Below are 24,713 nucleotides of genomic sequence, written 5' to 3' on the forward strand. Positions count from 1 at the left end.
AAATCAATGAAATCGCTCAAATCATTTTTGATCTGGGGCATTGTGGTTTTGGTAGGCTTGGCCTCCTTTACTACTTTAGCTCTCAGCCGTGGCGAGCAAGTCAGTGCGATTTGGATGGTTACGGCCGCCATTTCGGTATACTGCATTGCCTACCGTTTCTACAGTCTTTACATTGCCAACCGTGTGATGCAGCTTGATCCTAACCGTCTGACTCCGGCAGAACGCCACAATGACGGCTTGGACTATGTTCCCACACATAAAGGCGTACTGTTCGGCCACCACTTTGCCGCTATTGCCGGCGCAGGCCCTCTGGTTGGTCCTGTATTGGCAGCGCAAATGGGTTATCTGCCCGGTACTTTGTGGATTATCTTCGGCGTGGTATTTGCCGGTGCCGTACAGGATATGATGGTACTGTTTGTTTCTATGCGCCGTGACGGTAAGTCTTTGGGCGATATCGTGAAACAAGAACTCGGTACCGTCCCCGGCGTGATTGCATCCATCGGTATTTTGATGATTATGGTCATCATTATGGCGGTGTTGGCGCTGATCGTTGTGAAAGCATTGGTTCACAGCCCTTGGGGTACGTTCACCATCGCAGCGACTATGCCGATTGCCCTGTTTATGGGTATCTACACCCGTTACATCCGTCCGGGCAAAATTGGCGAGATTTCCATCGTCGGCTTTATTTTGCTGATGTTGGCCGTGATTTACGGTGAAGATGTTGCCCACAGCTCCTTCGGCCATTGGTTCGACCTTGACGGCATTCAGCTGACTTGGGCGATTATGATTTACGGTTTTGTGGCTTCCGTATTACCGGTTTGGCTCTTGCTGACTCCGCGCGACTATCTGTCTACCTTCCTGAAAATCGGTACGATTGCAGCTTTGGCTTTGGGTATCGTTATTGTTAACCCGACTCTGCAAATGCCTGCAGTTACCCACTTTATCGATGGTTCAGGCCCGGTATTCTCCGGTGCATTGTTCCCATTCTTGTTCATTACCATTGCTTGTGGTGCGGTTTCAGGCTTCCATGCGTTGATTTCTTCAGGTACCACACCAAAAATGGTGGAAAACGAAACCCACGTCCGCATGATCGGTTACGGCGGCATGATTATGGAAAGCTTTGTGGCCATTATGGCGCTGGCTGCCGCCGCTTCGCTTGAGCCAGGCGTGTACTTCGCGATGAACAGCCCAGCCGCGCTGATTGGTACAGATGCCAACACAGCTGCCGAAGTCATCACCACTAAACTGAATTTCTCTGTTGATGCCGCAACTCTGTTACATACTGCTAAAGAAGTGGGCGAAAACACCATTCTGTCCCGTGCAGGCGGTGCACCAACTCTTGCAGTCGGTATGGCACACATCATGAGCCGTCTGATTCCGGGCGAAGCCATGATGGCGTTCTGGTATCACTTTGCCTTGCTGTTTGAGGCCTTGTTCATCTTGACCGCGGTTGATGCCGGTACACGCGTTGCCCGTTTCATGATTCAAGACTTGGGCAGTATCTTCTACAAACCATTCGGTAACACCGACTCTATCCCTGCCAACTTGGTTGCCACATTCTTTGCCGTGGCATTGTGGGGTTACTTCCTCTATACCGGCGTAACTGACCCTCTGGGTGGTATTAACTCGCTCTGGCCGTTGTTTGGTATCGCCAACCAAATGCTTGCAGGCGTAGCGTTGATTATGTGTACTGTTGTATTGGTGAAAATGAAACGCGACCGCTATGTTTGGGTAACTTTGGTTCCTGCTGTCGGCGTCTTGTTTGTGACCTGCTATGCCGGTTTGCAAAAACTGTTCCACAGCGACCCACGCGTCAGCTTCTTGGCTCACGCAGGCAAATACCGCGATGCCTTGGCTTCAGGCGAAGTCCTTGCTCCAGCTAAAGACATTGGCGAAATGTCACAAATCATCTTCAACGACCAAATCAATGCCGGTCTGACTGCTTTGTTCTTGGCAGTTGTCGTGATTGTCGCCGTGTACGGTTTCCGTACCGCCATGAAAGCCCGCAAAGTCGGCTGGCCAACTGCTAAAGAAATTCCAGCAGTGTACCGCGACGGTAAACAGCCGGAGGCTCAGCATGAAGCATAAGCTCGCATCTTGGTGGAAAACCATCAAGCTGACAGCAAACTTGATGGCTGGTGTTCCAGATTATGAAAACTACGTTGCCCGTCAGCGCAAACATAATCCCAATGCACCGGTCATGACCGAGCTGCAATTCCAAGACTACTGCCGCAAACGCCGTTGCGGCGGCAACGGCGGACGCTGTTGTTAATGAAGGCATAAAAAGGCCGTCTGAAAATATTTTCAGACGGCCTTTCATTATGGAATATCAATAAAAATCAAAAACTTTGTCTTTTCATCAATATTTAATCGAACAACTTGCCAATATTTACTCTTCTTCGAGCAGTACCAGTGGACGCTGTATTTTTCTGAGATCTTCCACTTCGTCCAACAGCCGCATAATCAGCCCCAATGCAGGAATGCCGGCCTCAAAATCACGGCTTAAGCGTTGTGCACGACGGATGCGGGCAAGATGAAAACCACTGAAGGTACTTTTTTCGGGCGCACCATCTATGCTGATGATGTCTTCTGCTATAAGTTCCAACAGCCAATCACGACGGCAGCGGCTGGCGGCAACGATTTCTTCAAAAGTAAGGGTAACATCGGAGGACTGAATCATAATTTATCCTTTCTCTTATGCTTGTTTCGCGGCAAAGTGTTCGGCCAATTTTTCCCATGCGGCACGGTCGGCTTCGCTCTCTACTGGCGGAACATTAATGCGGATATTGAGATAAAGGTCTCCGGCTTCTTTTGCAGGAATACCTTTGCCTTTGAGGCGGATGCTTTTACCGCTTTGGCTGTTGGCAGGCAGATTGACCTGCAAGCGGCCTGAAGCGGTAGGGACGATGATTTTGCCGCCCAATACGGCTTCCCAAGGTTTGACATCTATTGTTTGATATACGTCTTTCCTGTTTTTGACGTATAAATCAGGTTGGTCGTGGAACTTGATTTTTAAGTACAAGTCACCGTTTTCTCCACCGTTATATCCCGGCAAACCTTGACCGGCCAAACGGATTTGTTGGCCTTCTGCAATGCCTTTGGGGATTTTGACGTTGAGGGTTTTATTTTGATAAACCGCATGTCCGTATTCGTCTAGAGTCGGCACATTCAAAGTCATGCTACGTTCTGCGCCAACATACGCTGCGTAAATATCAATACTCAATTCAGCATGTTGATCCTCGCCTTTTATTGGGCCGCGGGGTTGCTCGGAACGAGTGTGGGATTGGCGGAATGATGAAAACAGATCTTCAAAATTGAAGTCTCCCGCTCCGAACGGCTCGCCTTCATAACGTTCATAGTGGAAGCCGCCACCGTTAAATCCATTGCCAAACGGATTGCCGCCTTGACCGAACGGATTGCCTCCGGCGCTGCGTCCGTAAGGATTAGCCAACATTTCATCGTATTCGGCCCGCTTTTCTTTGTCGGAAAGCGTTTCGTAGGCACGGTTGATTTCTACCGTACGTTCGGCTGCGTCAGGTTCTTTGCTGACATCGGGGTGGTATTTGCGCACCAGTTTTCGGTAGGCTTTTTTGATTTCGGCCTCATCCGCATCTTTGGCAACGCCTAGTATTTCATAATAGTTTTTTTCTGCCATGTTATTCCTTTGACTGCTCATATACAAAATTCTTATAGTTTTAATAATTGAGGGTAGATATTCTAAAATCAAGGGCGTTGAAAATAAAATTCTCTATTTCTGACAATGATTAATGGATAATTTATTTCTTTGTTTCTAGAGAAATAGAAAATATAAAGGCCGTCTGAAATACGGTTTGTCAGACGGCCTTTATCAAATTGGGGTTTTATTTGTCTTGAGCGTTTTTTGTTCGCTAACAATCCATTGAGCAATATCTGAACCCAAGACTTTAGAAGTGCGATTTAAGACTGCACAAGAGCTTTTATAAACACCGAGCATGCCACCGGAAGAATTGCGGGTAAAGGTTTTTTTATTGACTTCTTCGCCATCAACATACAAAGTGGCAACGGCTGTAATACTTTTGGCGTGGCCGACAAAGGCTACGCCTGCGCTCATGGCGGAAGTAATGGAGATATCTGCGTATGTGCCTTGTTTTTTACCGTCACGGACAATAGTTACATCACTTTTGGCTGCAGTTTCTTGCAAAGATTTGGACATGACGTTGCCTATTTGTAAACATTCGGAAACGATACGGGTATCGATTTCTTCTGCATGACGGTAAGGGATGCTTTCATCAATATGAACATCTGCGCTGGCAAATGCAGAAGCAAACAAGAATGCGGTTGCAAGGATGCGGTTAGGAGACATAGTAGGGCACCTAAAATAGAATGTTAAAAAGAGTTGTTATTGTATAACGGTGTTTTCACTCAATCAACATAAGTTAAGTTGGTCAATGCTTTGTTGAGATGGGTGTTATGGTAAGACAAATCAAAAGGCCGTCTGAAATAAAGTTATTTCAGGCGGCCTTTTGATTGAGGTATTAATTTGTTCTAGTCAAATAAGGCAGGGGATCGACTGCTTTGCCGTTTAGACGAACTTCAAAATGCAGCTTGACGCTGTCTGAATCGCTGCTGCCCATGGTGGCGATAACTTGACCTGCTTGGACTTTTTGATCTTTTTGTACCAAAAGCGTGTCGTTATGGGCGTAGGCGGTAATGGTGTAGTCGTTGTGGCTGATTAAAATCAGCTTGCCGTAGCCGCGGACTTCTTCGCCAACGTAGATGACGGTACCGGCTGCGGCAGAACGGATTTGTTGGCCTTGCGTGCCCGCAATATCTATGCCTTTGCTGGTTGTGCCGTTGTAGCGTTGGATAATGGAGGATGAGGCGTTATCGGTCGGCCATTGCAAGCTTAACCGGTTGATCGGGGTAACGGCGGTTGCTTGGCGTTGCTGCGTAGCAGTATTGCGGGAGGCAACATGACGGCGGACGCGCAATACTTGGCCGACTTCGATTTGTGAGGCGTTGGGAAGGTTGTTCCATGCAACCAGTGTATTGACGTTTTGTCCGTAGCGTTTGGCGATTTGGGTCAGGGTATCGCCGGGGCGGACTTTGTAGTAGCCGTCGGGTACGGCGCGGTTGGAAGAAGTGTTGTTGCCGGCGCAGGCTGCTAAGACGGTAATGGTGCTGATGAGTACCAGACGTTTCAAGGCCGTCTGAAAGGTGGAAATAAAGGTTGTATTCATGGGTTGTTTCGAAATGTATCGTTATGCTGTGTATGATAGATAGGAAGAGTGAAAAAAGGTTCACTCAAAAGGCATGGGATAAAATACAGAAAGGCAGTATCTTAACATTGAAAATTTTTGGATATAGCAGCATATTTTTTTATCATTTTGATGATAAAGGACTTTTTCAGTAAGGTAAAAGAAAGTGAAAGTTTTTTCAGACGGCATTGAATAAGGCAATAAAAATCCCCTGCCAGGATAAACGGGCAGGGGATTTTTGTCTCATCGAACTTATTTGTTCAATTCGTTAGCCAGATACAGCCAAGTTTCAATGACGGTATCAGGGTTGAGCGATACACTCTCGATACCTTCTTCAACCAGCCATTTGGCGAAGTCCGGATGGTCTGATGGGCCTTGACCGCAAATACCGACGTATTTGTTTTGTTTGCGGCAAGCAGAGATTGCCAAGTGCAACATTACTTTAACGGCAGGGTTGCGCTCGTCGAAGGAGTCGGATACCAAACCGCTGTCACGGTCAAGACCGAGGGTCAGCTGGGTCATGTCGTTAGAGCCGATGGAGAAGCCGTCGAAGTATTGCAGGAATTGTTCTGCCAATACTGCGTTGCTTGGCAATTCGCACATCATGATCAGGCGCAGGCCGTTTTTGCCGCGTTCCAAACCGTTTTCTTTCAGGGCTTTAACAACAGCTTCTGCTTCACCCAAAGTACGAACGAATGGAATCATGATTTCGACGTTGGTCAAACCCATTTCATCGCGAACGCGTTTCAAGGCTTTACACTCGAGTGCGAAGCAGTCTTTGAAGTTATCGGCTACATAACGCGCTGCACCGCGGAAGCCCAACATTGGGTTTTCTTCATGCGGTTCGTAAATGCTGCCACCCACCAAGTTAGCGTACTCGTTGGATTTGAAGTCAGACATACGGACGATGGTTTTGCGTGGGTAAACCGAAGCAGCCAAAGTTGCCACGCCTTCTGCGATTTTATCGACATAGAAGTCGACAGGAGAAGCGTAGCCGGCGATGCGGCGGGTAATTTCCGCTTTCAATTCGTCGTCTTGTTTGTCAAATTCCAACAAAGCTTTAGGGTGGATACCGATTTGACGGTTGATGATGAATTCCATACGTGCCAAGCCGATGCCTTCGCTAGGCAGGTTGGCGAAGCTGAATGCCAATTCAGGGTTACCAACGTTCATCATCACTTTGACAGGGGCTTTAGGCATGTTGTCCAAAGCAACATCGGTAATTTGTACGTCCAGCAGACCGGAGTAGATGAAGCCGGTATCGCCTTCGGCACAAGATACGGTAACTTCTTGGCCGTCTGAAAGCAGATCGGTAGCATCGCCACAACCTACAACAGCCGGAATACCCAATTCACGCGCGATAATCGCTGCGTGGCAGGTACGGCCGCCGCGGTTGGTCACGATGGCGGAAGCACGTTTCATCACCGGTTCCCAATCCGGGTCGGTCATGTCGGTAACGAGTACGTCGCCAGCTTCAACGGAATCCATCTCGGAAGCATCTTTCACCAGGCGTACTTTGCCTTGGCCGACTTTTTGACCGATGGCACGGCCTTCGCACAAGACAACTTTTTCGCCGTTGATGGAGAAGCGGCGCAGATTGCGGCTGCTGTCTTCTTGGGATTTCACGGTCTCAGGACGGGCTTGCAGGATGTAGAGTTTGCCGTCCAAACCGTCGCGGCCCCATTCGATGTCCATTGGGCGGCCGTAGTGTTTTTCGATGGTCAGCGCGTAATGAGCCAACTCGGTTACTTCGGCATCGGTAATGGAGAAGCGTTGACGGTCTTCTACAGGTACATCAACGTTGGTGACAGATTTACCGGCTTCGGCTTTGTCGGTAAAGATCATTTTGATTTGTTTTGAACCCATGGTTTTGCGCAGGATAGCCGGTTTGCCTGCTTTCAAAGTAGGTTTGAATACATAGAATTCGTCAGGGTTTACCGCGCCTTGTACGACGTTTTCGCCCAGGCCGTAAGAAGAGGTAACGAAAACGACTTGGTCGTAACCGGACTCGGTATCGATGGTGAACATCACACCGGACGCGCCGCTGTCGGAGCGCACCATGCGTTGTACGCCTGCGGAAAGGGCAACGATATCGTGTTCGAAGCCTTTGTGGACACGGTAAGAAATGGCACGGTCGTTGTACAGGGAAGCGAATACATGGTGCATGGCTTCTTTAACGTTTTCCAAGCCGTTGATGTTCAAGAAGGTTTCTTGTTGACCGGCAAAAGAAGCATCCGGCAAGTCTTCTGCTGTTGCGGAAGAACGTACGGCAACGGAAATGTCCGCACCGCCGGCATCGGCAACCATTTTGTTCCAAGCTGTTTCGATTTCAGCATCCAGCTGTTCAGGGAACGGGGTATCCAAAATCCATTGACGGATTTCTTTACCCACGCGTGCCAATTCGGCAACGTCTTCAACATCCAGTTGTTTCAGGGCTTCGGAAATACGCTCGCTCAGACCATTGTGAGCCAGGAAAGCACGATAAGCTTCGGCTGTGGTTGCAAAACCGCCGGGAACGCGCACGCCTTTTTCAGTCAGTTGGCTGATCATTTCGCCCAAAGAGGCATTTTTACCGCCCACTCGCTCAACGTCAGTCATACGCAGGTTTTCAAACCAAATAACGTAGTTTTCGGCCATTTGTGTGTCCAATCCAATCCAAAAATGTTAAAAAAGAAACAAATCCGCCTGCTTATTGTAGCCATTCGTTTGATGGCTGTCATGTGTTTTATCTTTTTAAAAATCACAAATTCGTCTGTGATATTGTGCTTTTCAGGCGTGTAGCCTTCTGAAATGTGAATATTAGATTCATGTTTTTACGTGTTATCTTCTTGTTAAATATGGAAAACAAAATAAGTTAATAAATTTGATAAATAAGATTTATTTTGCAATTTTAGAATAAAATTCTACAAAATGGAAAAAAATAAAATTTTGTGCCAATTTAAAAATTGTTCAAATTTGTTGTAATCCTGTGTAATCTATCGGGAATCGCTTTATTGCAAAGGCTGTAACTGCTATGATTGCCGTCTGAAACGTTACCCTCAAGAGGATTCATTATGACTGATCCACGCCAAGTCTTCTATATTTCCGACCGAACCGGCCTGACCGCTGAAAATATCGGTGAAGCCTTGCTGAACCAATTTGGCAATGTGGAGTTCAAACGCCATACCTATCCGTTTATCGATACGCCTGAAAAAGCGCGTGCTGTTGTAGACAAAGTCAACCAGTCAGCTGAAAAATTCGGTGTGCGCCCGATTGCTTTTGTCAGTGTGGTCAATGACGAAATCCGTGAAATCATCAAGAAAGCCAATGCGTTCCATATTAATTTCTTTGAAACCTTTCTCGGTCTTTTGGAAAAGGAACTCAATACGGAGGCGGTTGCCGCCCGGCAGGGGCACCACAGTATCGGCAATACCCAACGCTATGATGCGCGTATGGAGGCGGTCAATTTTTCACTGAATCATGATGACGGCGTCAGCGATAAAAACCTGCAGGAAGCGGATGTGATTTTGATGGGCGTGTCCCGTTCCGGCAAAACGCCGACTTGTCTCTATCTGGCCTTGCAATACGGTATCCGTGCCGCCAACTATCCATTGATTCCCGATGATTTGGAATCGACCGATTTGCCGCGTATGGTCAAACCTTATAAAGACAAGCTGTTCGGCTTGACCATTCAGCCTGAGCGTCTGCAGGCTATCCGTCATGAGCGCCGTCCTAATTCGACCTATGCCAAAATCGATACTTGCCGCAGTGAGATTGCCGATGCGCAAAATATGTTCAAACGCCACGGAGTGCCGTTTACCAATACAACTGATAAATCAGTGGAAGAACTTGCCGTTCATATCTTGCAGGCTTGCAAGCTGAAACGCCGTTTCTAAATGAAATGATAAAAGGCCGTCTGAAACTTCAGACGGCCTTTTTTTATTTTGTACATTAGGTTTTTGGCAGGGTAACACCGGTTTGTCCCATGTATTTGCCGTTGCGGTCTTTGTATGAAGTTTCGCAGACTTCATCGCTTTCAAAGAATAAAACTTGGGCCACGCCTTCGCCGGCATAGATTTTGGCAGGCAGGGGGGTGGTGTTGGAAAACTCAAGCGTAACGTAGCCTTCCCACTCTGGCTCAAACGGGGTAACGTTGACGATGATGCCGCAGCGTGCGTAAGTGGATTTACCTAAGCAGACGGTCAGGACGTTGCGCGGGATGCGGAAATATTCGACTGTGCGCGCCAGTGCAAAGGAGTTGGGCGGAATGATGCAACAGTCGTCTTCGACTGTAACGAAGTTTTTTGGGTCGAAGTTTTTTGGATCAACGATGGTGCTGTTGATATTGGTGAAGATTTTAAATTCATTAGCACAACGGATGTCGTAGCCGTAGCTGGATGTGCCGTAGGAAATGATGCGTTGGCCGTTGGCCTCTTTGATTTGGTTGGGCTCAAACGGCTCAATCATGCCGTGTTCTTCGGCCATGCGGCGTATCCATTTGTCGGATTTAATGCTCATGGTGGTTGTCCTGGGGTAAGGGTTGTTTGGAAATTCTTTAAAATCAACACAACAGCCTTTAGGCGGGCTTGTCAATTGATGTTTCAGACGGCCTAAAAGCTGGATAAGGCCGTCTGAAAGGCTGTTTATTTGGTTTTGGAAGCAGATTTCTTAGGCAGTTTGACTTCTTTAATCATACCGTCTTCGCATTTCATGATGAAGACAGGTGTGCCGTTTTGAGAGGCGGTAAAGTTTCCGTGCGCCTTGCCTTTTTTGAACACGCCTTCCAGCGTCATATTGCGTAATTTGGCGCTGTTGGAGGAGAAAGGTTCGATAAAGGTTTCGCTGTTGCTGGAAACGGTATATACGCCTTTGCCGTCAAATTTACCGTCTTTAAAGGCTCCGACATAGCTGCGGCCGTCTTGGCATTTCCATGTGCCTTTGCCGGACGGTTTGCCGTCTTTGCCGACATCGCCATCATAAGCGCAACCTTTTTCCTGATAAGGATTGATGGTTTCGGCAATGGCAGGCGTACCCAGCATTAAGGCGATAGGGAGTAGGGCGAGGTATTTCATCATTATTGTTCCTTTTTGCAGGCAGTTTCAGACGGCCTGATATTGGGATTCAAAAGTCAGCAGGGTTTCAGCAATACGGCGTGGCAATATGGCTAAAGCGTGTTCGCGCATAGACGTAGGGATACCGTAGCAGGCTTCGGCAATACTGCCGGTAATGGCTGCCAAGGTATCGCTGTCTCCGCCTAGGGAAACCGCCAGTCGGATGGCGTGTTCAAAATCATCGCTTTCAAGAAAGGCGGTAACTGCTTGAGGTACGGTTTCCTGACAGCTTTCGTTGAAATGATAATGCGGGCGGATTTGGTCGCAACTTTGGCTCAAATCGTAGCCGAATTGCCGTGTAATGTTTTCTTTGATTTGCACTTTGCCCATGCCGGTACGCGCCCAAAAGATGGCGGCGGCTACGGCTTGCGCGCCTTTAATGCCTTCCGGGTGGTTGTGCGTTACGGTGGCGGATTGTTCAGCAAAATGCAGGGTTTCTTCTAATGTGGCAAATGCCCAACCAACGGCAGAAACACGCATGGCCGAGCCGTTGCCCCAGCTATTATAAGGTTCTGGATCTTTCCATTCTATCCATTGTGAAAAGCGGCCGCCATATGCGCCTTTTGGACAGGGATATGCCCTGCACCAGCCTTGTAAAATAGAGGCCAAATTATCGTTGCAGCCTTGTAAAACCCAGTCGGCAATGGCAACAGTGCAAATCGTGTCATCGGTAAAGTCGCTGTCGGGGCTGAAAATATCGAAATCGGTATGACGGTAGTTGTCAAACTCAAATCGTGATCCGGCAATATCGCCGATGACTGCGCCCAACATCATGACATCCTTTCTGATACTTCTATTTATATTTCAGACGGCCTTTGATATTTCCCAATCAAAAGGCCGTCTGAAAAATTACTCTTGCCAGCCGCCCAAATAAGAAACCAGTTCTTCCAACATGGTGCTGATGGCTTCGGTCATCAGGATTTGCGAGGCAAAGGCGAGGCTGGCGGCATCGTCGCCGTTGCTTTCGGCTTCTTCTTGCAACACGTCCAGATACTGGATGCGTTTGAGCGTAAAGTCTTGAGTGAGGATGAACGCGATTTGTTCACGCCATACCAAGCCCAGTTGGGTAACGGTTTTGCCGTTTTTGACGTGTTGCACCACTTCATCGGCGGTCAGATCTTGTTTGGAAACTTTGACGACCGGAACAACATCGCCTACGCCTTTGAGTTCGCAATCACTGTCCAATTCAAAACCGCCTTCGCAGTGTCCTTGCAGCAGCCAGCTGGTCATCAGGGAGGAGGGCGATTGTTTGGTGTTGGGCAGGGCGGCTTCCAAACCACCCAACGCTTCGCGCAGTTTGGTCAGGATATTTTCCGCTTTGGCAGAGGCGGCATTGTTGACCAAAAGATACCCGTGGCGCGTGTCGAAAATCGCCTGTGTGCGGCTGCTGCGCGTAAAAGCACGGGGCAGCAAGTCGTCAGTAATCTGCTCTTTCAGCTCTTGTTTTTCTTTGCGGCCGACATTGCGCGCTTCGTTGTTTTGGATTTCCAAAACCTTTTCATCCAAAATATCGCGGATCACGCTGGCAGGCAGGACTTTTTCTTCTTTTTTTAGAGCAACGCGCCAAGTGTAATCGGCAGGGAAAACCAGCTCGGACGAAAAGGAAACCGGCGTGGCAAAGCCTTCGCTAAACCAGTCCAAACCCTGACAATGGGCAAATTCGGATTGCGCCAATTTGTCGGCAAGGACTTCCAATTCGGGCAGCTTGTCTTTGTTGAGTGGATAAAAACTGATTTGCTTAAACCACATGGCGAGTTTTCCTTTTTATTAAAACCGGCATTATACAGGGAAAATAACATACGGAAATCGGCAGCATCTTTAAAAAAGCAGTAAAGGCGTTGACAGAAGAAAAGGCTTTCTGTATAGTTCGCGCTTCGGTTACGCGCCCATCGTCTAGAGGCCTAGGACACTGCCCTTTCACGGCGGCAACCGGGGTTCGAATCCCCGTGGGCGTGCCAAAATTCTTAAAAAACGCTCCTGCTTTTTGCAGGGGCGTTTTTTGTTTTCAGACGGCCTGCCGCTGTGAAAATATCTTTAAATTGGTTTACAATAATGCCATTCCGAATCTTAACGAGAGAAAACAATGTTAGACATCCAATTGCTCCGCAGCAATACCGCCGCAGTCGCCGAACGTTTGGCCGCACGCGGTTATGAGTTTGATACCGCGCGTTTCAACGCTTTGGAAGAGCAACGCAAAGCCGTTCAAGTGAAAACAGAAGAGTTGCAGGCTTCACGCAACAGTATTTCTAAACAAATTGGTGCGTTGAAAGGCCAAGGCAAACACGAAGAGGCTCAAGCTGCAATGGATCAGGTTGCCCAAATCAAAGTGGATTTGGAGCAGGCTGCCGCTGATTTGGATGCCGTTCAGAAAGAATTGGACGCATGGTTGTTGACCATTCCGAACCTGCCGCATGAAAGTGTTCCTGCCGGTAAAGATGAAACTGAAAACGTTGAAGTCCGCAAAGTCGGCACGCCGCGCGAATTTGATTTTGAAATCAAAGACCATGTTGATTTGGGCGAGCCTCTGGGCTTGGATTTTGAAGGCGGTGCGAAACTGTCCGGCGCGCGCTTTACTGTGATGAAAGGCCAAATCGCCCGTCTGCATCGCGCGCTGGCGCAATTCATGCTGGATACGCACACGCTGAAACACGGCTATACCGAACATTACACGCCTTACATTGTGGATGATCTGACTCTGCAAGGTACGGGTCAACTGCCTAAATTTGCAGAAGATTTGTTCCACGTTACCCGCGGCGGCGACGAGAGCAAGAAAACGCAATATCTGATTCCGACCGCTGAAGTGACGCTGACGAATACTGTTGCCGACAGCATCGTGGCCGGCAGTGATTTGCCGTTGAAATTAACTGCACATTCCCCATGTTTCCGTTCCGAAGCGGGTGCATACGGTAAAGACGTGCGCGGTTTGATTCGCCAACACCAATTTGATAAAGTGGAAATGGTGCAAATCGTTCATCCGGAAAAATCATACGAAGCGCTGGAAGAAATGGTTGGACACGCTGAAAATATTTTGAAAGCGTTGGAACTGCCATACCGAGTGATCACTTTGTGCACCGGCGATATGGGCTTCGGCGCAACCAAAACCTACGACTTGGAAGTTTGGGTTCCGGCGCAAAATACTTATCGTGAGATTTCCAGTTGCTCCAACTGCGAAGATTTCCAAGCTCGCCGCATGAAAGCGCGTTTCAAAGATGAAAACGGTAAAAACCGTTTGGTACATACTTTGAACGGCTCAGGCTTGGCTGTCGGCCGTACTTTGGTGGCGGTATTGGAAAACCATCAAAATGCCGACGGCAGCATTAATGTTCCTGCTGCGTTGCAACCGTATATGGGTGGCGTGACCAAATTGGAAGTAAAATAATCGTTGTTTAAATAAAAAGGCCGTCTGAAACTTGGGTTCAGACGGCCTTTTCTATGATTGAACAATTATTTGTTGTGTTGACGGAAATATTCCCATTCTTCGACAACGGTACCGTCAGGCAAGTGGCACACGCCGTATTCGCCACCATCTTTGTCTTTTTTGATTTCGGATTTGCCGCCTTGTTTGACGCAGAATTCGGAAGCCGGATTGGCTGCGCCGAGGTTAGGAGATTCTTGTTTTTCAGAAGCGGAGCAGGCGGCCAAAGCGGTTGCGGCAGCCAGACTGAGGATAATGGGTTTGATCATGGCGTGTCTTTCATTTGAAGGATAAAAACAAGCGGATTATAGGGGACGCTTGCGTTAAATGAGGTTAACCAGATAAAGGCCGTCTGAAAAGTTTTCAGACGGCCTTTAAGTTTAAGAAGTCATACCGGATTATTTGGCTGCTTCGGTTTTTTCGCCTTCTTTAGCAAAGTATTTGGCGTAAATTTTATCGTATTCGCCACTTTCGCGTACTTTTTTCAGCGCATCGTTCAACATTTTGATGGTTGCTTCGTCGCCTTTGCGTGCAGCGATACCGTAGTTTTCGATGGTGAAGTCAGGCAGTGAGATGAAATCCAGGCCTTTGGTCGGGTTGTTTTTCACATAGTTGGCAATAACCGCGCTGTCGCTGACTACAGAATCCAAACCGCCGTTTTCCAATTCTTTGATAATCAGGGGAACGCTTTCAAAGCGTGCGATTTTCGGATTGTCGTTGCCCAAGAGTTTGGAAACGGAGAAGTCGCCGGTGTAGCCGGTTACCACGCCGACTTTAGCCATGTTTTTCAGGTCTTCGGAAGAAGCCACTTTTTTGCCTTTTGGAACGAGGACAACTTGGGTAATTTCAAAGTATGGATCGCTGAAGAGCATGCTTTGTTTGCGGTCGTCAGTGATGGTTACGCCGGACATAACGATGTCCACGTCGCCGTTGTTCAGCGAAGGGAAGAGGCTTTCCCATGGCTGGTGTTTGAATTCGACTTTGAAGTTGCCGGCTTTGGCCATGGCATTCATCAAATCTACGTCAAAACCTTCCACTTTGCCGGCAGAATCCAAAGATTCAAATGGGGCAAACTCGGCATTGGAGCCGACACGGTACACTTTATCGGCAGGAGCAGAGGCATTGTTGCTTTGACCGCCGCAGGCAGTCAGGGCAAGGGCGGAACAAGCGAGGGCAGTGGCCAGCCATTTTTTCATGTTCATGATATGTGCTTTCTTAATAAAATGTTAACGGATAAAATCTTAGTTTAGCATAATTTTGTGAACAAACTAGCCGAAATCAGTGGTCTTTTTCTCGGAAAAATGCGTAGGTTACGTCATGGAAGAGGTCGGTGTGCGGGCTGTCTTCATAGCTCAATTCCGCCAACGCGTCTTCAAAGGCAAGCTGGATGGATTCTACGGCATCGTTGGCCATGTCGGAGGGCAGGGAGCGGATAAGGCCTTTGAGGGCGGTGGCGAGGACGTGGTTTTGCATACGCAAAACGTCGTTGGCTTCTTCCAAGTATTCGAGGCGTTGTTCGATGCTGCTCATGATGTATCCTTGAGGGTATATTAAATAAAATAGTGATTATATAGTGAATTAATATTAAAATGTGACGCTTGCGCCGGCTTGCCGGATATGTCCAACCATCGGCCGTATGTCAAGTGATTTTAGGTTTGAATGCGGTTCACAATAAAAATGAAAAAAAGAGATTATTATGGAAAACAACCGTCTTGACCCCGCAACCCTCGAGGAAGAAGACCTGAATTGGGAAAAACGCCTGGAAAGATTGCGTCAGGCACGACAATTCAATACCGCGCCGACTCATGCGCCATTGGTCAAAAAATCGGACGACGCTGTCGATGCCGTGTCTAAAACCACGTCTAAAAAAGAATATAAATTGGATGCAGGCAATCGTGAAAAAGTATTGGAAGAGTATTTGTACCGTTGGCAGTTGGAACACAATACAGCCTTGGCCGACGATGGCGAAGCAGTGGAAACCGATGCGATGGTGGTTTTGCAGGACAACTGGTTGAGCGCGCAATCGGCATTGCAGGCCGCGGCTTCAGAGCGTCATATCGAATCAACGCGTACCGTCAGACTGAATCCGAAATCAGGTGCGGTAGATTTTGATATGCCTGAAGTGGAAGAAACTGAAAAACCGGAAAATGATGATGCGGAAGCGGCTGAAGAGGCAGTTTCAGACGGCATTGAAGAAGAACCGGCCATCAATGTCCATATCAATGTATTGAACCCGCAAGCGATCGGCCGTCGGGAAGTATTCTGCGTTTCTGAAAAAGATTTGACCGAGCGCCTGATTAAGCGTTTGCGCCCCCATGTGGCCGATGCGGTCAACGGCATGATTCGGATTGCCGTACAAAAACAAATGGCCTTGTTCACTTATCAGTTGCAGCAAATGCTCAACGAGCAGGCGCCGGGCTTGGTGGAAGATGTATTGGAACACAACGTCAAACGTATCTTGGACGATATGAAGACTGAAATGAAATACCGCCGTTGAGTATCCTGGCCGTCTGAAAAGTTTCAGACGGCCTTCGGCGTAAATTTCCCTTAAAATTTTACGAAGCGTGTATAATAGCGGCTCACGTTTTCGTGATAAATATCCTTTCTAAATAGTTGATATGCCCGATGCAGAATCGGGCATTTTTTTTGAGATTGTTATGAATAAAAATAAAATCATTGTATTGCTGATTGCTTTGGTTGCCGTATTTGCTTATAACAAAATGCAAAACAAGCAGCCGGTACAATCGCAGAATCAGCAGAAAATAGAAGCCGTTCAAAAACAAAATAATTCGGGTAGAAAAAACGCCGATACGGCTCAGCAGCAAATCGGTTCGGACAAAGAATCAGCTGAAGCGGTTTTGAAACAGGCGTTTGAAAACGAACAAAGCGATATTCAGGTTGAGGGCGAGGGCACGGTATGGAAAACCCTGCCGGATGACAACAAAGGCACGCGCCACCAACGCTTTATCTTGAAGCTCTCCAGCGGCCAGACGCTTTTGGTGGCACACAATATCGACCTTGCCGATAAGATTAAGGGTTTGAAAAAAGGCGATAAAGTAGCATTTTACGGCGAATACGAATGGTCAGAGCAGGGCGGCGTTATCCATTGGACGCACCATGACCCGTCAGGCCGGCATACTGACGGCTGGTTGAAACACGATGGCCGACTTTATCAGTAAAAACGGTTTTCCTGTTTTTTCAGACGGCCCGAAACACGGCCTTCGGCTTGAAAGATGGTAGAAATCGGCGCAAAATGTTAACAAGTTAAACAGACGGAAAATATTGTTCCGTCCATTGGAATACACAGTAGATTGGAGAATAAATGAACAAAAAACTTCATCCGCAAACGCTGGCCATCCGGGGCGGCAAAGAGCAGACCGAATATCGCGAACACAATCAGGCGCTGTTTTTGACCAGCAGCTTCATGTGGGAAAGCGCGCAACATGCGGCAGATTTGTTTTCCAAAAAAATTAAAGGCTTTACCTATACCCGTACAGCCAATCCGACTACTGCCGCTTTTGAAAAACGCATTGCCGCATTGGAAGGCGCAGAGCGCGCGGTAGCCACTTCGACCGGTATGTCTGCAATTCAGGCGGCGTTTTTTACCTTCTTGCAAGCAGGCGACCACGTTGTTTCCAGCCGCAGCCTGTTCGGCACGACCGTCGGTTTCATCAACAACATCGTTACCAAGTTCGGCATCGAAGTCAGCCATGTATCACCGGTTGATGTAGATGAATGGAAAGTGGCAATCAAGCCCAATACCAAACTGTTTTTCTTGGAAACTCCGTCCAACCCATTGGGCGAAGTTGCCGATTTGGAAGCGCTGGCTGAACTGGCGCACAGCATCGGCGCGCTTTTGGTGGTGGACAATAGCCTCTTGTCGCCAGCCGGTTCGCAGCCTTTGAAACACGGTGCGGATATTTCCGTGTCTTCTGCAACCAAAGCGATTGACGGACACGGCCGCGTGATGGGCGGTGTGTTGGCCGGTTCGGAAGAATTGATGACGCAAGTTGCCATATATTGCAACTCTTGCGGGCTAGCGATGTCGCCATTCAATGCTTGGGAACTGCTCAGTGGCATCGAAACCATCGGTATCCGTATGGAAAAACAGTTTGACAATGCGTTAAAAATCGCCCAATGGCTGCAACAACAGCCGCAAGTCCAAGCCGTGTACTACACCGGTTTGCCCGACCATCCGCAGGCAGAGCTTATCCGCAAGCAACAAAACGGTGGCGGCATCGTCATCGGCTTTGAAGTCGCCGACCAAGAAGCCGCATGGAAAGTCGTGGACGGCGTGGAGCTTTTCTCCCGTACTGCCAACCTCGGCGATGTGCGCTCGACCATCACCCATCCGTGGACAACCACGCACGGCCGGATGCAGCCTGAAGAAAAACTCGCCGCCAATATCCGTCCGGGCTTGATCCGCCTCTCTGTCGGTTTGGAATACATCGACGATTTGATTGATGATTTGCAACAAGCATTGAACAAATAATCTAAAAACAAATTTCAGACGGCCTTAAATTTTAATAGGCCGTCTGAAAGCAATTAAACACACATCTTAAGAATAAAAGGAAAAAAATAATGACTGAAGCAGAATTCGCCTCATGGGCAATGAAAATCCTACTGAGTGGCCTGATTATCTTTTTGGGCTTTATCGTTTGGAACTTGGGTAAAGAATCCAAAGCCGGCAAATTCGGCATTGCCATGCTCTTCTTGGTTTTGGGCTTGGGTGTGTTTGGGTTCGTATTTAAAGAATTGCTGATTAGCTTTTTGGTATTGCCGAAGTAGGCAGGAAGTTTATTGATAGAACAAGGCCGTCTGAAAAAATGTTCAGACGGCCTTTTGATTTGATGTTTTAAATTACGCCCAATTCTTGCAAGCCGCGCAAGACGCCGTCTTCATCAACACGTGGGCAGACGAATTGTGCGGCCGCTTTGGCTGCTTCTTCGCCATTGCCCATGGCAATGCCAAAACCGACGGTTGACAGCATTTCCAAGTCGTTGAAGCTGTCGCCGAATGCCATTACTTTGCTCATATCAATGCCCAGTTTTTCCACTGCGTGGGCGATGCCCCGTGCTTTTGAACCTTCTTTGCGCAGCAGGTCCACAGCATATTCATGCCAGCGGACGGATTTGAAGCCGTGTTGCTGGGTCAGCGGTTGCAGGATTTTTTCTTCTTCCTTATCCACAAAGACCAACATTTGATAAACAGGTTGTTTGCGGAAATATTCTTTGTCGGTCAGGAAGTTGGGCAGGATATGCGATAAGCCTTCGACAACGCGTGGCGAATGGGAGGAAACGGCAATTTCTTGGTTGTTGACGAATGCGTAGTCTATTTTGTGTTGTTCAAGCAGGTTGATGGCGGTTTCGATGTCGGCAATATCCAAGGGGTAGCTTTGCAGGAGTTCGCCGCGAAAGGAAATATATTGGCCGTTGATGGTAACGAGCATGTCGATACCGCATTCTTGAATCAAGGCTTTGACTTTGGCAGGAATAGCGGCTTCAGGACGGCCGGTGGCAATGGCAGTCAAAATGCCTTTGGCTTTCAATGCGCGCATGGCTTGGGTAACCGAAGGACGCAGGGTATCCGTGTATTTGCGGTAGAGGGTGTCGTCGATGTCAAAGAAGATGATTTCAGGATTGTTCATGGTTTACTCATCGGGCTGGGTATACACAGCTTTCATTGAAAATTGTGTGAACAGCTTGTGTATAAATCGGTTTAGTATTTGATTGCTATTATAAAAATAAGTTCTGATTAAAATTTAGGCAGAGTTTTATTTTGAGAATAAGCGGAAAGTTATTCACAATAGGCCGTCTGAAAATTTGGTTTTCAGACGGCCTTGTTTTAAGCAATCAAACGGATATTTTCTTTGTCTTGCCTGAATTTGTTTTTAATCACTAGAGGCAGACTGCTGTCGAAATACCAGCTTCCATCAGGCAATGCCAACGCGCCGCCGGCGCAGAGCAGGGTAATGCTGTTTCCGGTCAGGGGGTCGGTTTCGGTAATTTCAATTTCGTGCGCTTTGCCCCAATCGGTTACGGGGAGTAGGGCGGCCAGTTCGGTAATGCGTTGGTTTTGATGTTTGATGCCGTTTGGCTGGCGGCAGTCGCCGTTGCATTTTCCGACAGCCTCGACTGGGCAGGGTTCTCCCTTTGCGTAGCTGGTCGGCAAAATATTAAGCGAATCCGGGCAGAGTCTGTGTTCTTGCGACCATTGCGTCAAAGCGCGTTTGGCTGCTTTTTTGTGGGCAAACAAACCGTAAGGACGCCAGTTTTTGGTGCCGCTGTTTAACAAGACAATGCGTGCTTGAAGGCTGCCGTGTTCGTCAGCGATAAAGCGGACGGTAGAAAACGATGTGGACTTTTCAGACGGCATCAGTTGGTATTCCTGCATGGCCTGGGCTTTGAGCCATAATGTATGAAGCTGTCCGACTGCCGGAATAAAACGGATGGAGGCTGCGGCTTTGATGTGCGGCGGCAGTTTTTTGATGTGCAGCAGGGTGGCGGTTTCACTGTATGCGCGTTCGTGTGCTTCAATGGCTTGGGCTTTGCCGAAATGGTCAAACCAAACCAATACGCCGTAACTGTCGGGTAGGGCATAGAGTTGCTGGGCAAGCGAATCAGGCAGCCAAGTGGGCAACATTTTCGGATTCATCAATACACGGACGTGTTCGTCCCATTGTTGATGATTTTTTTCTGCCAGACTTAATTCGAGATAATCACACAATGCAGCAACATCGGTCATGGCGCGGTGGCGGTTGGCCGTCTGAATGCCGGTGCGTTCGATAATGCTGTCGAGGCTGTGTTTGTAAAACTCAGGATACAGGCGGCGTGACAGTTGAACCGTACAGAGCGAGGGTGCGGCAAAGTCAGTATGGATACGGGCAAACTCGTGGCGCAGGAAGGTGTAGTCAAAGCGGCTGTTGTGCGCAACAACCACTGCTCCTTGCAACAGCGGCAACAAATCGGCTGCAATATCGGCAAAGACAGGCGCGTTTTTCACCGTTTCATCATGAATCCCGGTCAGTCTGGCAACAAATTCGGGAATGTTGCGGCAAGGATTGACCAACTGCTCGTAATGTGTGGAGCATCCTTGCTCAAAACGAACAAGGGCGACTTCCGTTATCCTGTCTTGATAGAAATTTCCACCGGTCGTCTCCAAATCCACTACGACCACAGGCCGTCCCAAACGGGAAAATGCTTCGGATAAGAGCGGCCAGCGTGCGAAATCTGACATTTTATTCTCTGTAAATTCAATAGCAAATGCGCATTTTACACGCTGTCTGCAAGTTTTCCAAATAAAACGCTTGACAGCAAATAGCCCTCTCTTTATAATCCAAATCTTTCTTGATGCACCCGTAGCTCAGTTGGATAGAGTATCTGGCTACGAACCAGAGGGTCGGGCGTTCGAATCGCTCCGGGTGCGCCACAGAAAATCTCCGCGCCCATCGTCTAGCGGTTAGGACATCGCCCTTTCACGGCGGTAACCGGGGTTCGATTCCCCGTGGGCGTGCCAGTTACTTTAAAATAAGCCATCACTAAAGAATAGTGATGGCTTATTTATTTCACATTTAAAAGTTTATAGTTATTTAATTTTTTAAATAGCTTTCTTAGTTGTTCAGACGTCCTTTGCCTATCCTTCTACCCAAAGCATCGTAGGTGTAGGCCCAAGTCTCTTTTGTGCCGTCTTTTTTGAAGATTCCGGCTTTGACCAGTTGGTCATGCAGATCGTAGAAGTAGTTCTGTACTTCGCCGTCGGCCAGTTCACGGTGGATCAGGTTGCCGAAGTGATCGTAGTAATAGTTGCTGCCGTTGTATTCTTTAAGGGGGTTGTCCGGTATATGAGGGACGATTTGTGAATTAGGTTCAATTTTTTGGGGAAAGATAGATTGACCCATTAGGGCTTGCCTCTATTCCAGTACTATCTTCTCTTTCTGGTTTTCAGGTGCCGAAAGAGTCAAGCTACTGGTGTAAATTCACGATTAGACAACTGCAGAAGAAAGCAGCCAACAGACACACTACCTCCTCTGTAATCAAATTGGTATCCTAAGAGGGATGACCGACTGTGAAGATAACCTTTGGTTTGGGAATTATTACGACTGGGGCAAACTAAAAAGAGAAATGGACATATCTGGAACTGCTCGCTAACCATTTCGATTATGCATTACAACTTTTTCAGGTATTATGAGCTATGGCATTCAGGTTGTCTTAAAACATTCCTTTCAGACAAACTTAATGCTCTGTTAAGATATTATCTTCACATTATTGGGTAAACAATATCTTCTTAACAGGGCAAAAAATAGTCATAATTGTTTGTGTCCAATTTCTTAAATAAGTAAGATTAATTTTTGAAACTTTATTTGATATCAAATATTCTCCATGGAATGAGTCCCGTTCGATAATGTGCCCCTTAGGAAGTTTCCAACATTTTCTTAATCCTCCTCTAGAAGTTTTAGGTTTGTAACGATAATCCGCTAAATCTTATTAATCAATTGATATTTATCAGTATTTTTAATTCGTCTGGTAGTTTGGCGCCATTTCTATATGCCTTTTTAGCCCAAAATATGGCTTTTTCTTTATTGCCTTGTGTGAAAAATAAATCGGCTAAATTGGATTGGGCAATTGGATGTCCATTTTTTGCCGCTATCTCTAGCCATTTAAATTCCAAATCTTGATCTAAAGATACAAACATATGGTATTGATATAATTTGAATGCTGAGTTTTTATCTCTATTAGTGGCGTTCTTTTCGAGAATTTGAATTTCTTCATCTGGAATCCAATAAGTACTACCTGTTGATATAAAGTCAGTCATTTTCTCATTTCTTTCCGGATGTTGTTTACATGATATTAAAGGAGTTAATAACAAAAATAAAATTAAGAAATTTTTCAGTATTTCCATAGTTAGCATGTTCCTTACTTATTTTTTTACTTTGAGGAGTAAAGCTTCTCATGGTGCCTGGTTTGCTTGTATCTTGCGAGCGATCAGCCTTCATTCCCATCGGTGTTAATTTCCCGTTACTTGAAAACCAAAGATATTCATTTGGTGCTTTAACTGTAGTATTTAATTCATTAGCAAGTTGTTGTCCAAGAGGGTTTGCTCCTTTTCCTGTATTACAGGATAAAATCTCAACCGTCATACCTGATTTATAGTTAGGATTTTTTTTAATTCTCGCTGCTAATTTTTTAGCATCTAATCTTTCACCTGTAGCCCCATCTACCATCAATGAAGGATTACCATGCCCTCCTACTTGGAAAGTATTCGGTTTATTGGCAACTTTATGAGCGTAAGAGTGTATGTCTTCATTACTTGAGAATAAATTCATATCAACTCCAGCTAAACCTAACCAATCGACCCATACTTGGGTATTAGGTGCAAATTGATAAAGATTATCCCACCCATCAACCCTATCGGATAGCGATGACGCCATCGCTTAATTAAAAATCCTGCCTTAAGATCGGCAGGATTTGAAAATAGCTTTCACATTATGAAATAAAACAGCACTTCATTTTTCTCAAAAAATCATCTTATTTATCTCGGCACGCTTCAGTTTACAGCATATTATTGAGATATATTTGTTAATATAAAGTTAAATTCTTTTCTGTGCTTTTATATATATCTGTATAGAAATAAATTCTATTACCTTTTATCTCTTTCAGATAAACCAAGTCTTCGATACCCCCAATATACTCAATTGATAAATCATCTAAATTTAATGTTACAAGCCTAAATCCAACAACGCAAAATCGTCTAATGAAAACTGGAATATATATTTTTCTATTGAAATACAACAAAGGCCCTCCAAATCCCTGTTCTTTAATAATAACTTGACCGTTAATGGATAGACTTCCAACTAAGGGAGAACCTTGATTTACTTCCATCAAATCAAGGTAGCTGACTTCCCATTTGTCAAACAAAAATTTTTCTTGAAAGTCTAAAGGAGTTTCATTCAAAATTTTTAATTTAGACATTTTTATATTTTTCTTGTCAAAGAATTGAAATCTTCTTCTAATTCTACAAGGAGTTTACCAACTTCATTATTAAATGGCCAAGAATCAATTACTATCCGAGACAATAAAAATTCTTTTCCTTTTTTTTGTTGAAAAATACTTTCTGAATTTAGATAATTAATCATGTCATATAGTTCATTTTTTATAGAAATCAACTGCTGTTTATTTGTATAACTATATTCATCACAATTATTAATCATTTTATCAATTTCGACTAAAACTATATTAATCTTTTTTATAAATTGCTCCTGATTCATTGTCTTATTAACCTTTCTAAGTCATTAATATATTTTTGTGTTTGTCCACCAGGCAACCCCAAACCTTGAGGTGCAGCTTTACCTTCAATAATAGTTGTTCCTGGTTTCACTTTAAATTGAGCAATATTAGTCATGTGGTTCCATTTTGGTTTGACTGCGAGGCTACTTCTGGTAGCAGGGAATGTTTCAAATAAATAACGACCTTTAGCTTGAGCATTTATTCCGTCAAAGTACCTTAATCCATATTCACTAGTTCCTGCCGAACGTACTTTAATCGTTTCTCTATCAAAAGATTCTAAAATTTGTTTCCTATATTTTCTTGGAACTCCTTGTGATTTTAAATATTTAGATGCTTCTTTTACACCTTGATATGGATTTGGTGTTTTCGATCTTGATGAGCATTTGCTTAAACCAAGAGGGTCAACCCAGTCTTGAGCATTCGGCGCAAACGCATACAGATTCTCTCCACCTTCTAACCCAATCGGATCCTGATTCACAAACCGCCCCCCATCAGGCTCATAATACCTGAAGAAGTTGTAATGCAGCCCCGTTTCACGGTCGCAATACTGGTTTTGCAGGCGGAAGGGCTGGTATGCGCTATCCGTTACCTTGGTTTCCTCTTTCAGACGGCCCCAGCCGGTGTAGTTGCCGAACCATAAGAGGTTGCCGTCCTTATCGGTCATCTCTCTCGGGATACCGATTTGGTC

The 24,713-nt window shown here is 46.4% G+C and carries 28 protein-coding genes and 3 tRNA genes; 11 read left to right on the plus strand and 20 right to left on the minus strand.

Features of this window, described 5'->3' with window-relative positions:
• Positions 1-6: 6 nt before the first annotated feature.
• Positions 7-2,088, plus strand: coding sequence for a carbon starvation CstA family protein (locus tag ACTHR2_RS08935; RefSeq protein WP_263337500.1), 2,082 nt, complete (start codon positions 7-9; stop codon positions 2,086-2,088).
• Complete coding sequence (locus ACTHR2_RS08940) at positions 2,078-2,272, plus strand: YbdD/YjiX family protein (protein WP_003747442.1); 195 nt, start codon at positions 2,078-2,080, stop codon at positions 2,270-2,272. The genes ACTHR2_RS08935 and ACTHR2_RS08940 overlap by 11 nt, the downstream gene beginning before the upstream one ends.
• 117 nt (positions 2,273-2,389) lie before the next feature.
• On the opposite strand, the gene ACTHR2_RS08945 is transcribed toward ACTHR2_RS08940, so the two are convergent.
• From ACTHR2_RS08945 to ppsA, 5 genes are all read right to left on the minus strand, one after another.
• Positions 2,390-2,680, minus strand: coding sequence for a chaperone modulator CbpM (locus ACTHR2_RS08945; RefSeq protein ID WP_049332077.1), 291 nt, complete (start codon positions 2,678-2,680; stop codon positions 2,390-2,392).
• 15 nt (positions 2,681-2,695) lie between these two features.
• The gene (locus tag ACTHR2_RS08950; RefSeq protein WP_263337492.1) at positions 2,696-3,655 is read right to left on the minus strand and encodes a DnaJ C-terminal domain-containing protein; all 960 of its coding nucleotides are present in this window, start codon (positions 3,653-3,655) and stop codon (positions 2,696-2,698) included.
• A gap of 192 nt (positions 3,656-3,847) precedes the next feature.
• The gene (locus tag ACTHR2_RS08955) at positions 3,848-4,342 is read right to left on the minus strand and encodes a hypothetical protein (protein WP_036491298.1); all 495 of its coding nucleotides are present in this window, start codon (positions 4,340-4,342) and stop codon (positions 3,848-3,850) included.
• A 172-nt stretch (positions 4,343-4,514) separates the two neighbouring features.
• On the minus strand, positions 4,515-5,219 hold the full coding sequence (locus ACTHR2_RS08960; RefSeq protein ID WP_440375636.1) for a peptidoglycan DD-metalloendopeptidase family protein: 705 nt from the start codon (positions 5,217-5,219) through the stop codon (positions 4,515-4,517).
• Between the two features lie 270 nt (positions 5,220-5,489).
• Positions 5,490-7,874: a phosphoenolpyruvate synthase gene (gene ppsA, locus ACTHR2_RS08965; protein WP_440375637.1), complete on the minus strand. Its 2,385-nt coding sequence runs from the start codon at positions 7,872-7,874 to the stop codon at positions 5,490-5,492.
• 416 nt (positions 7,875-8,290) lie between these two features.
• Between ppsA and ppsR the strand changes: the two genes are divergently transcribed.
• Positions 8,291-9,112, plus strand: a complete 822-nt coding sequence (gene ppsR / locus ACTHR2_RS08970; protein ID WP_070588146.1) for a posphoenolpyruvate synthetase regulatory kinase/phosphorylase PpsR — start codon at positions 8,291-8,293, stop codon at positions 9,110-9,112.
• Positions 9,113-9,167: 55 nt separating this feature from the next.
• Here the strand turns inward: ppsR and dcd are convergent, their stop codons facing one another.
• The 4 genes from dcd to ACTHR2_RS08990 form a co-directional block, all read right to left on the minus strand.
• Positions 9,168-9,734 carry a dCTP deaminase gene (gene dcd / locus ACTHR2_RS08975; RefSeq protein ID WP_003680541.1) on the minus strand — a complete coding sequence of 189 codons (567 nt, stop codon included), beginning with the start codon at positions 9,732-9,734 and terminating at the stop codon, positions 9,168-9,170.
• Positions 9,735-9,859: 125 nt separating this feature from the next.
• The gene (locus ACTHR2_RS08980; protein WP_128581718.1) at positions 9,860-10,291 is read right to left on the minus strand and encodes a hypothetical protein; all 432 of its coding nucleotides are present in this window, start codon (positions 10,289-10,291) and stop codon (positions 9,860-9,862) included.
• Positions 10,292-10,315: 24 nt separating this feature from the next.
• Entirely contained in the window at positions 10,316-11,098 is a 783-nt protein-coding gene (locus tag ACTHR2_RS08985) for an ADP-ribosylglycohydrolase family protein (RefSeq protein ID WP_263341828.1), read from the minus strand.
• Between the two features lie 78 nt (positions 11,099-11,176).
• Positions 11,177-12,076 (minus strand): recombination-associated protein RdgC, encoded by a 900-nt coding sequence (locus ACTHR2_RS08990; RefSeq protein ID WP_440375638.1) that lies wholly within the window; start codon positions 12,074-12,076, stop codon positions 11,177-11,179.
• 133 nt (positions 12,077-12,209) lie between these two features.
• Here ACTHR2_RS08990 and ACTHR2_RS08995 point away from each other — a divergent pair.
• Both ACTHR2_RS08995 and serS read left to right on the plus strand, forming a co-directional pair.
• A tRNA-Glu gene (locus ACTHR2_RS08995) sits at positions 12,210-12,285 on the plus strand.
• 125 nt (positions 12,286-12,410) lie between these two features.
• On the plus strand, positions 12,411-13,706 hold the full coding sequence (gene serS / locus ACTHR2_RS09000; protein WP_003680530.1) for a serine--tRNA ligase: 1,296 nt from the start codon (positions 12,411-12,413) through the stop codon (positions 13,704-13,706).
• 65 nt (positions 13,707-13,771) lie between these two features.
• Here the strand turns inward: serS and ACTHR2_RS09005 are convergent, their stop codons facing one another.
• The 3 genes from ACTHR2_RS09005 to ACTHR2_RS09015 form a co-directional block, all read right to left on the minus strand.
• Positions 13,772-14,011 (minus strand): putative hemolysin, encoded by a 240-nt coding sequence (locus ACTHR2_RS09005; protein WP_070588140.1) that lies wholly within the window; start codon positions 14,009-14,011, stop codon positions 13,772-13,774.
• Positions 14,012-14,140: 129 nt separating this feature from the next.
• A complete protein-coding gene (locus ACTHR2_RS09010) occupies positions 14,141-14,944 on the minus strand; it encodes a basic amino acid ABC transporter substrate-binding protein (RefSeq protein WP_049347925.1) in 804 nt (267 codons plus the stop codon).
• A 76-nt stretch (positions 14,945-15,020) separates the two neighbouring features.
• The gene (locus ACTHR2_RS09015) at positions 15,021-15,272 is read right to left on the minus strand and encodes an NGO1151 family protein (RefSeq protein ID WP_070588139.1); all 252 of its coding nucleotides are present in this window, start codon (positions 15,270-15,272) and stop codon (positions 15,021-15,023) included.
• Between the two features lie 166 nt (positions 15,273-15,438).
• Between ACTHR2_RS09015 and ACTHR2_RS09020 the strand changes: the two genes are divergently transcribed.
• From ACTHR2_RS09020 to ACTHR2_RS09035, 4 genes are all read left to right on the plus strand, one after another.
• Positions 15,439-16,239 (plus strand): hypothetical protein, encoded by an 801-nt coding sequence (locus ACTHR2_RS09020; RefSeq protein WP_263337460.1) that lies wholly within the window; start codon positions 15,439-15,441, stop codon positions 16,237-16,239.
• A 121-nt stretch (positions 16,240-16,360) separates the two neighbouring features.
• Positions 16,361-16,921, plus strand: a complete 561-nt coding sequence (locus tag ACTHR2_RS09025; protein ID WP_107738057.1) for a DUF3465 domain-containing protein — start codon at positions 16,361-16,363, stop codon at positions 16,919-16,921.
• A gap of 143 nt (positions 16,922-17,064) precedes the next feature.
• Positions 17,065-18,234 carry an O-succinylhomoserine sulfhydrylase gene (gene metZ, locus ACTHR2_RS09030; RefSeq protein ID WP_263337453.1) on the plus strand — a complete coding sequence of 390 codons (1,170 nt, stop codon included), beginning with the start codon at positions 17,065-17,067 and terminating at the stop codon, positions 18,232-18,234.
• Positions 18,235-18,323: 89 nt separating this feature from the next.
• Positions 18,324-18,530: a DUF2788 domain-containing protein gene (locus tag ACTHR2_RS09035; RefSeq protein WP_003680520.1), complete on the plus strand. Its 207-nt coding sequence runs from the start codon at positions 18,324-18,326 to the stop codon at positions 18,528-18,530.
• Between the two features lie 67 nt (positions 18,531-18,597).
• On the opposite strand, the gene ACTHR2_RS09040 is transcribed toward ACTHR2_RS09035, so the two are convergent.
• Together ACTHR2_RS09040 and ACTHR2_RS09045 are read right to left on the minus strand one after the other, a co-directional pair.
• A complete protein-coding gene (locus ACTHR2_RS09040) occupies positions 18,598-19,389 on the minus strand; it encodes a Cof-type HAD-IIB family hydrolase (protein WP_263337448.1) in 792 nt (263 codons plus the stop codon).
• Positions 19,390-19,586: 197 nt separating this feature from the next.
• Positions 19,587-20,978: an exonuclease domain-containing protein gene (locus ACTHR2_RS09045; RefSeq protein ID WP_440375639.1), complete on the minus strand. Its 1,392-nt coding sequence runs from the start codon at positions 20,976-20,978 to the stop codon at positions 19,587-19,589.
• 115 nt (positions 20,979-21,093) lie between these two features.
• Here ACTHR2_RS09045 and ACTHR2_RS09050 point away from each other — a divergent pair.
• Together ACTHR2_RS09050 and ACTHR2_RS09055 are read left to right on the plus strand one after the other, a co-directional pair.
• A tRNA-Arg gene (locus tag ACTHR2_RS09050) sits at positions 21,094-21,170 on the plus strand.
• Positions 21,171-21,182: 12 nt separating this feature from the next.
• Positions 21,183-21,257: transfer RNA gene (locus ACTHR2_RS09055), tRNA-Glu, on the plus strand.
• 94 nt (positions 21,258-21,351) lie between these two features.
• On the opposite strand, the gene ACTHR2_RS09060 is transcribed toward ACTHR2_RS09055, so the two are convergent.
• The 6 genes from ACTHR2_RS09060 to ACTHR2_RS09085 all read right to left on the minus strand — a co-directional run.
• Complete coding sequence (locus ACTHR2_RS09060) at positions 21,352-21,639, minus strand: hypothetical protein (protein WP_263337444.1); 288 nt, start codon at positions 21,637-21,639, stop codon at positions 21,352-21,354.
• Between the two features lie 590 nt (positions 21,640-22,229).
• Complete coding sequence (locus ACTHR2_RS09065) at positions 22,230-22,640, minus strand: sel1 repeat family protein (protein ID WP_224783330.1); 411 nt, start codon at positions 22,638-22,640, stop codon at positions 22,230-22,232.
• The gene (locus ACTHR2_RS09070) at positions 22,579-23,064 is read right to left on the minus strand and encodes a hypothetical protein (RefSeq protein ID WP_150538093.1); all 486 of its coding nucleotides are present in this window, start codon (positions 23,062-23,064) and stop codon (positions 22,579-22,581) included. The genes ACTHR2_RS09065 and ACTHR2_RS09070 overlap by 62 nt, the downstream gene beginning before the upstream one ends.
• Before the next feature lie 253 nt (positions 23,065-23,317).
• The gene (locus ACTHR2_RS09075) at positions 23,318-23,710 is read right to left on the minus strand and encodes a hypothetical protein (protein WP_263337439.1); all 393 of its coding nucleotides are present in this window, start codon (positions 23,708-23,710) and stop codon (positions 23,318-23,320) included.
• A 2-nt stretch (positions 23,711-23,712) separates the two neighbouring features.
• The gene (locus ACTHR2_RS09080; protein WP_070695324.1) at positions 23,713-24,006 is read right to left on the minus strand and encodes a hypothetical protein; all 294 of its coding nucleotides are present in this window, start codon (positions 24,004-24,006) and stop codon (positions 23,713-23,715) included.
• Positions 24,003-24,713 (minus strand): RHS repeat domain-containing protein (locus ACTHR2_RS09085; RefSeq protein WP_440375640.1); only part of this gene is annotated, 711 nt, incomplete at its 5' end. The genes ACTHR2_RS09085 and ACTHR2_RS09080, both read right to left, overlap by 4 nt.

It is taken from the genome of Neisseria sp. P0006.S004, assembly GCF_051963015.1.
GTDB lineage: Bacteria > Pseudomonadota > Gammaproteobacteria > Burkholderiales > Neisseriaceae > Neisseria.

What these genes read in the sequence shown, in the direction of transcription:
- ACTHR2_RS08935 (WP_263337500.1), top strand. Translation starts at nt 7, where the DNA reads ATGAAATCGCTCAAATCATTTTTGATCTGGGGCATTGTGGTTTTGGTA.
- ACTHR2_RS08940 (WP_003747442.1), top strand. Translation starts at nt 2,078, where the DNA reads ATGAAGCATAAGCTCGCATCTTGGTGGAAAACCATCAAGCTGACAGCA.
- ACTHR2_RS08945 (WP_049332077.1), bottom strand. Translation starts at nt 2,680, where the DNA reads ATGATTCAGTCCTCCGATGTTACCCTTACTTTTGAAGAAATCGTTGCC.
- ACTHR2_RS08950 (WP_263337492.1), bottom strand. Translation starts at nt 3,655, where the DNA reads ATGGCAGAAAAAAACTATTATGAAATACTAGGCGTTGCCAAAGATGCG.
- ACTHR2_RS08955 (WP_036491298.1), bottom strand. Translation starts at nt 4,342, where the DNA reads ATGTCTCCTAACCGCATCCTTGCAACCGCATTCTTGTTTGCTTCTGCA.
- ACTHR2_RS08960 (WP_440375636.1), bottom strand. Translation starts at nt 5,219, where the DNA reads ATGAATACAACCTTTATTTCCACCTTTCAGACGGCCTTGAAACGTCTG.
- ppsA (WP_440375637.1), bottom strand. Translation starts at nt 7,874, where the DNA reads ATGGCCGAAAACTACGTTATTTGGTTTGAAAACCTGCGTATGACTGAC.
- ppsR (WP_070588146.1), top strand. Translation starts at nt 8,291, where the DNA reads ATGACTGATCCACGCCAAGTCTTCTATATTTCCGACCGAACCGGCCTG.
- dcd (WP_003680541.1), bottom strand. Translation starts at nt 9,734, where the DNA reads ATGAGCATTAAATCCGACAAATGGATACGCCGCATGGCCGAAGAACAC.
- ACTHR2_RS08980 (WP_128581718.1), bottom strand. Translation starts at nt 10,291, where the DNA reads ATGATGAAATACCTCGCCCTACTCCCTATCGCCTTAATGCTGGGTACG.
- ACTHR2_RS08985 (WP_263341828.1), bottom strand. Translation starts at nt 11,098, where the DNA reads ATGTTGGGCGCAGTCATCGGCGATATTGCCGGATCACGATTTGAGTTT.
- ACTHR2_RS08990 (WP_440375638.1), bottom strand. Translation starts at nt 12,076, where the DNA reads ATGTGGTTTAAGCAAATCAGTTTTTATCCACTCAACAAAGACAAGCTG.
- serS (WP_003680530.1), top strand. Translation starts at nt 12,411, where the DNA reads ATGTTAGACATCCAATTGCTCCGCAGCAATACCGCCGCAGTCGCCGAA.
- ACTHR2_RS09005 (WP_070588140.1), bottom strand. Translation starts at nt 14,011, where the DNA reads ATGATCAAACCCATTATCCTCAGTCTGGCTGCCGCAACCGCTTTGGCC.
- ACTHR2_RS09010 (WP_049347925.1), bottom strand. Translation starts at nt 14,944, where the DNA reads ATGAACATGAAAAAATGGCTGGCCACTGCCCTCGCTTGTTCCGCCCTT.
- ACTHR2_RS09015 (WP_070588139.1), bottom strand. Translation starts at nt 15,272, where the DNA reads ATGAGCAGCATCGAACAACGCCTCGAATACTTGGAAGAAGCCAACGAC.
- ACTHR2_RS09020 (WP_263337460.1), top strand. Translation starts at nt 15,439, where the DNA reads ATGGAAAACAACCGTCTTGACCCCGCAACCCTCGAGGAAGAAGACCTG.
- ACTHR2_RS09025 (WP_107738057.1), top strand. Translation starts at nt 16,361, where the DNA reads ATGCCCGATGCAGAATCGGGCATTTTTTTTGAGATTGTTATGAATAAA.
- metZ (WP_263337453.1), top strand. Translation starts at nt 17,065, where the DNA reads ATGAACAAAAAACTTCATCCGCAAACGCTGGCCATCCGGGGCGGCAAA.
- ACTHR2_RS09035 (WP_003680520.1), top strand. Translation starts at nt 18,324, where the DNA reads ATGACTGAAGCAGAATTCGCCTCATGGGCAATGAAAATCCTACTGAGT.
- ACTHR2_RS09040 (WP_263337448.1), bottom strand. Translation starts at nt 19,389, where the DNA reads ATGAACAATCCTGAAATCATCTTCTTTGACATCGACGACACCCTCTAC.
- ACTHR2_RS09045 (WP_440375639.1), bottom strand. Translation starts at nt 20,978, where the DNA reads ATGTCAGATTTCGCACGCTGGCCGCTCTTATCCGAAGCATTTTCCCGT.
- ACTHR2_RS09060 (WP_263337444.1), bottom strand. Translation starts at nt 21,639, where the DNA reads ATGGGTCAATCTATCTTTCCCCAAAAAATTGAACCTAATTCACAAATC.
- ACTHR2_RS09065 (WP_224783330.1), bottom strand. Translation starts at nt 22,640, where the DNA reads ATGGAAATACTGAAAAATTTCTTAATTTTATTTTTGTTATTAACTCCT.
- ACTHR2_RS09070 (WP_150538093.1), bottom strand. Translation starts at nt 23,064, where the DNA reads ATGAATTTATTCTCAAGTAATGAAGACATACACTCTTACGCTCATAAA.
- ACTHR2_RS09075 (WP_263337439.1), bottom strand. Translation starts at nt 23,710, where the DNA reads ATGTCTAAATTAAAAATTTTGAATGAAACTCCTTTAGACTTTCAAGAA.
- ACTHR2_RS09080 (WP_070695324.1), bottom strand. Translation starts at nt 24,006, where the DNA reads ATGAATCAGGAGCAATTTATAAAAAAGATTAATATAGTTTTAGTCGAA.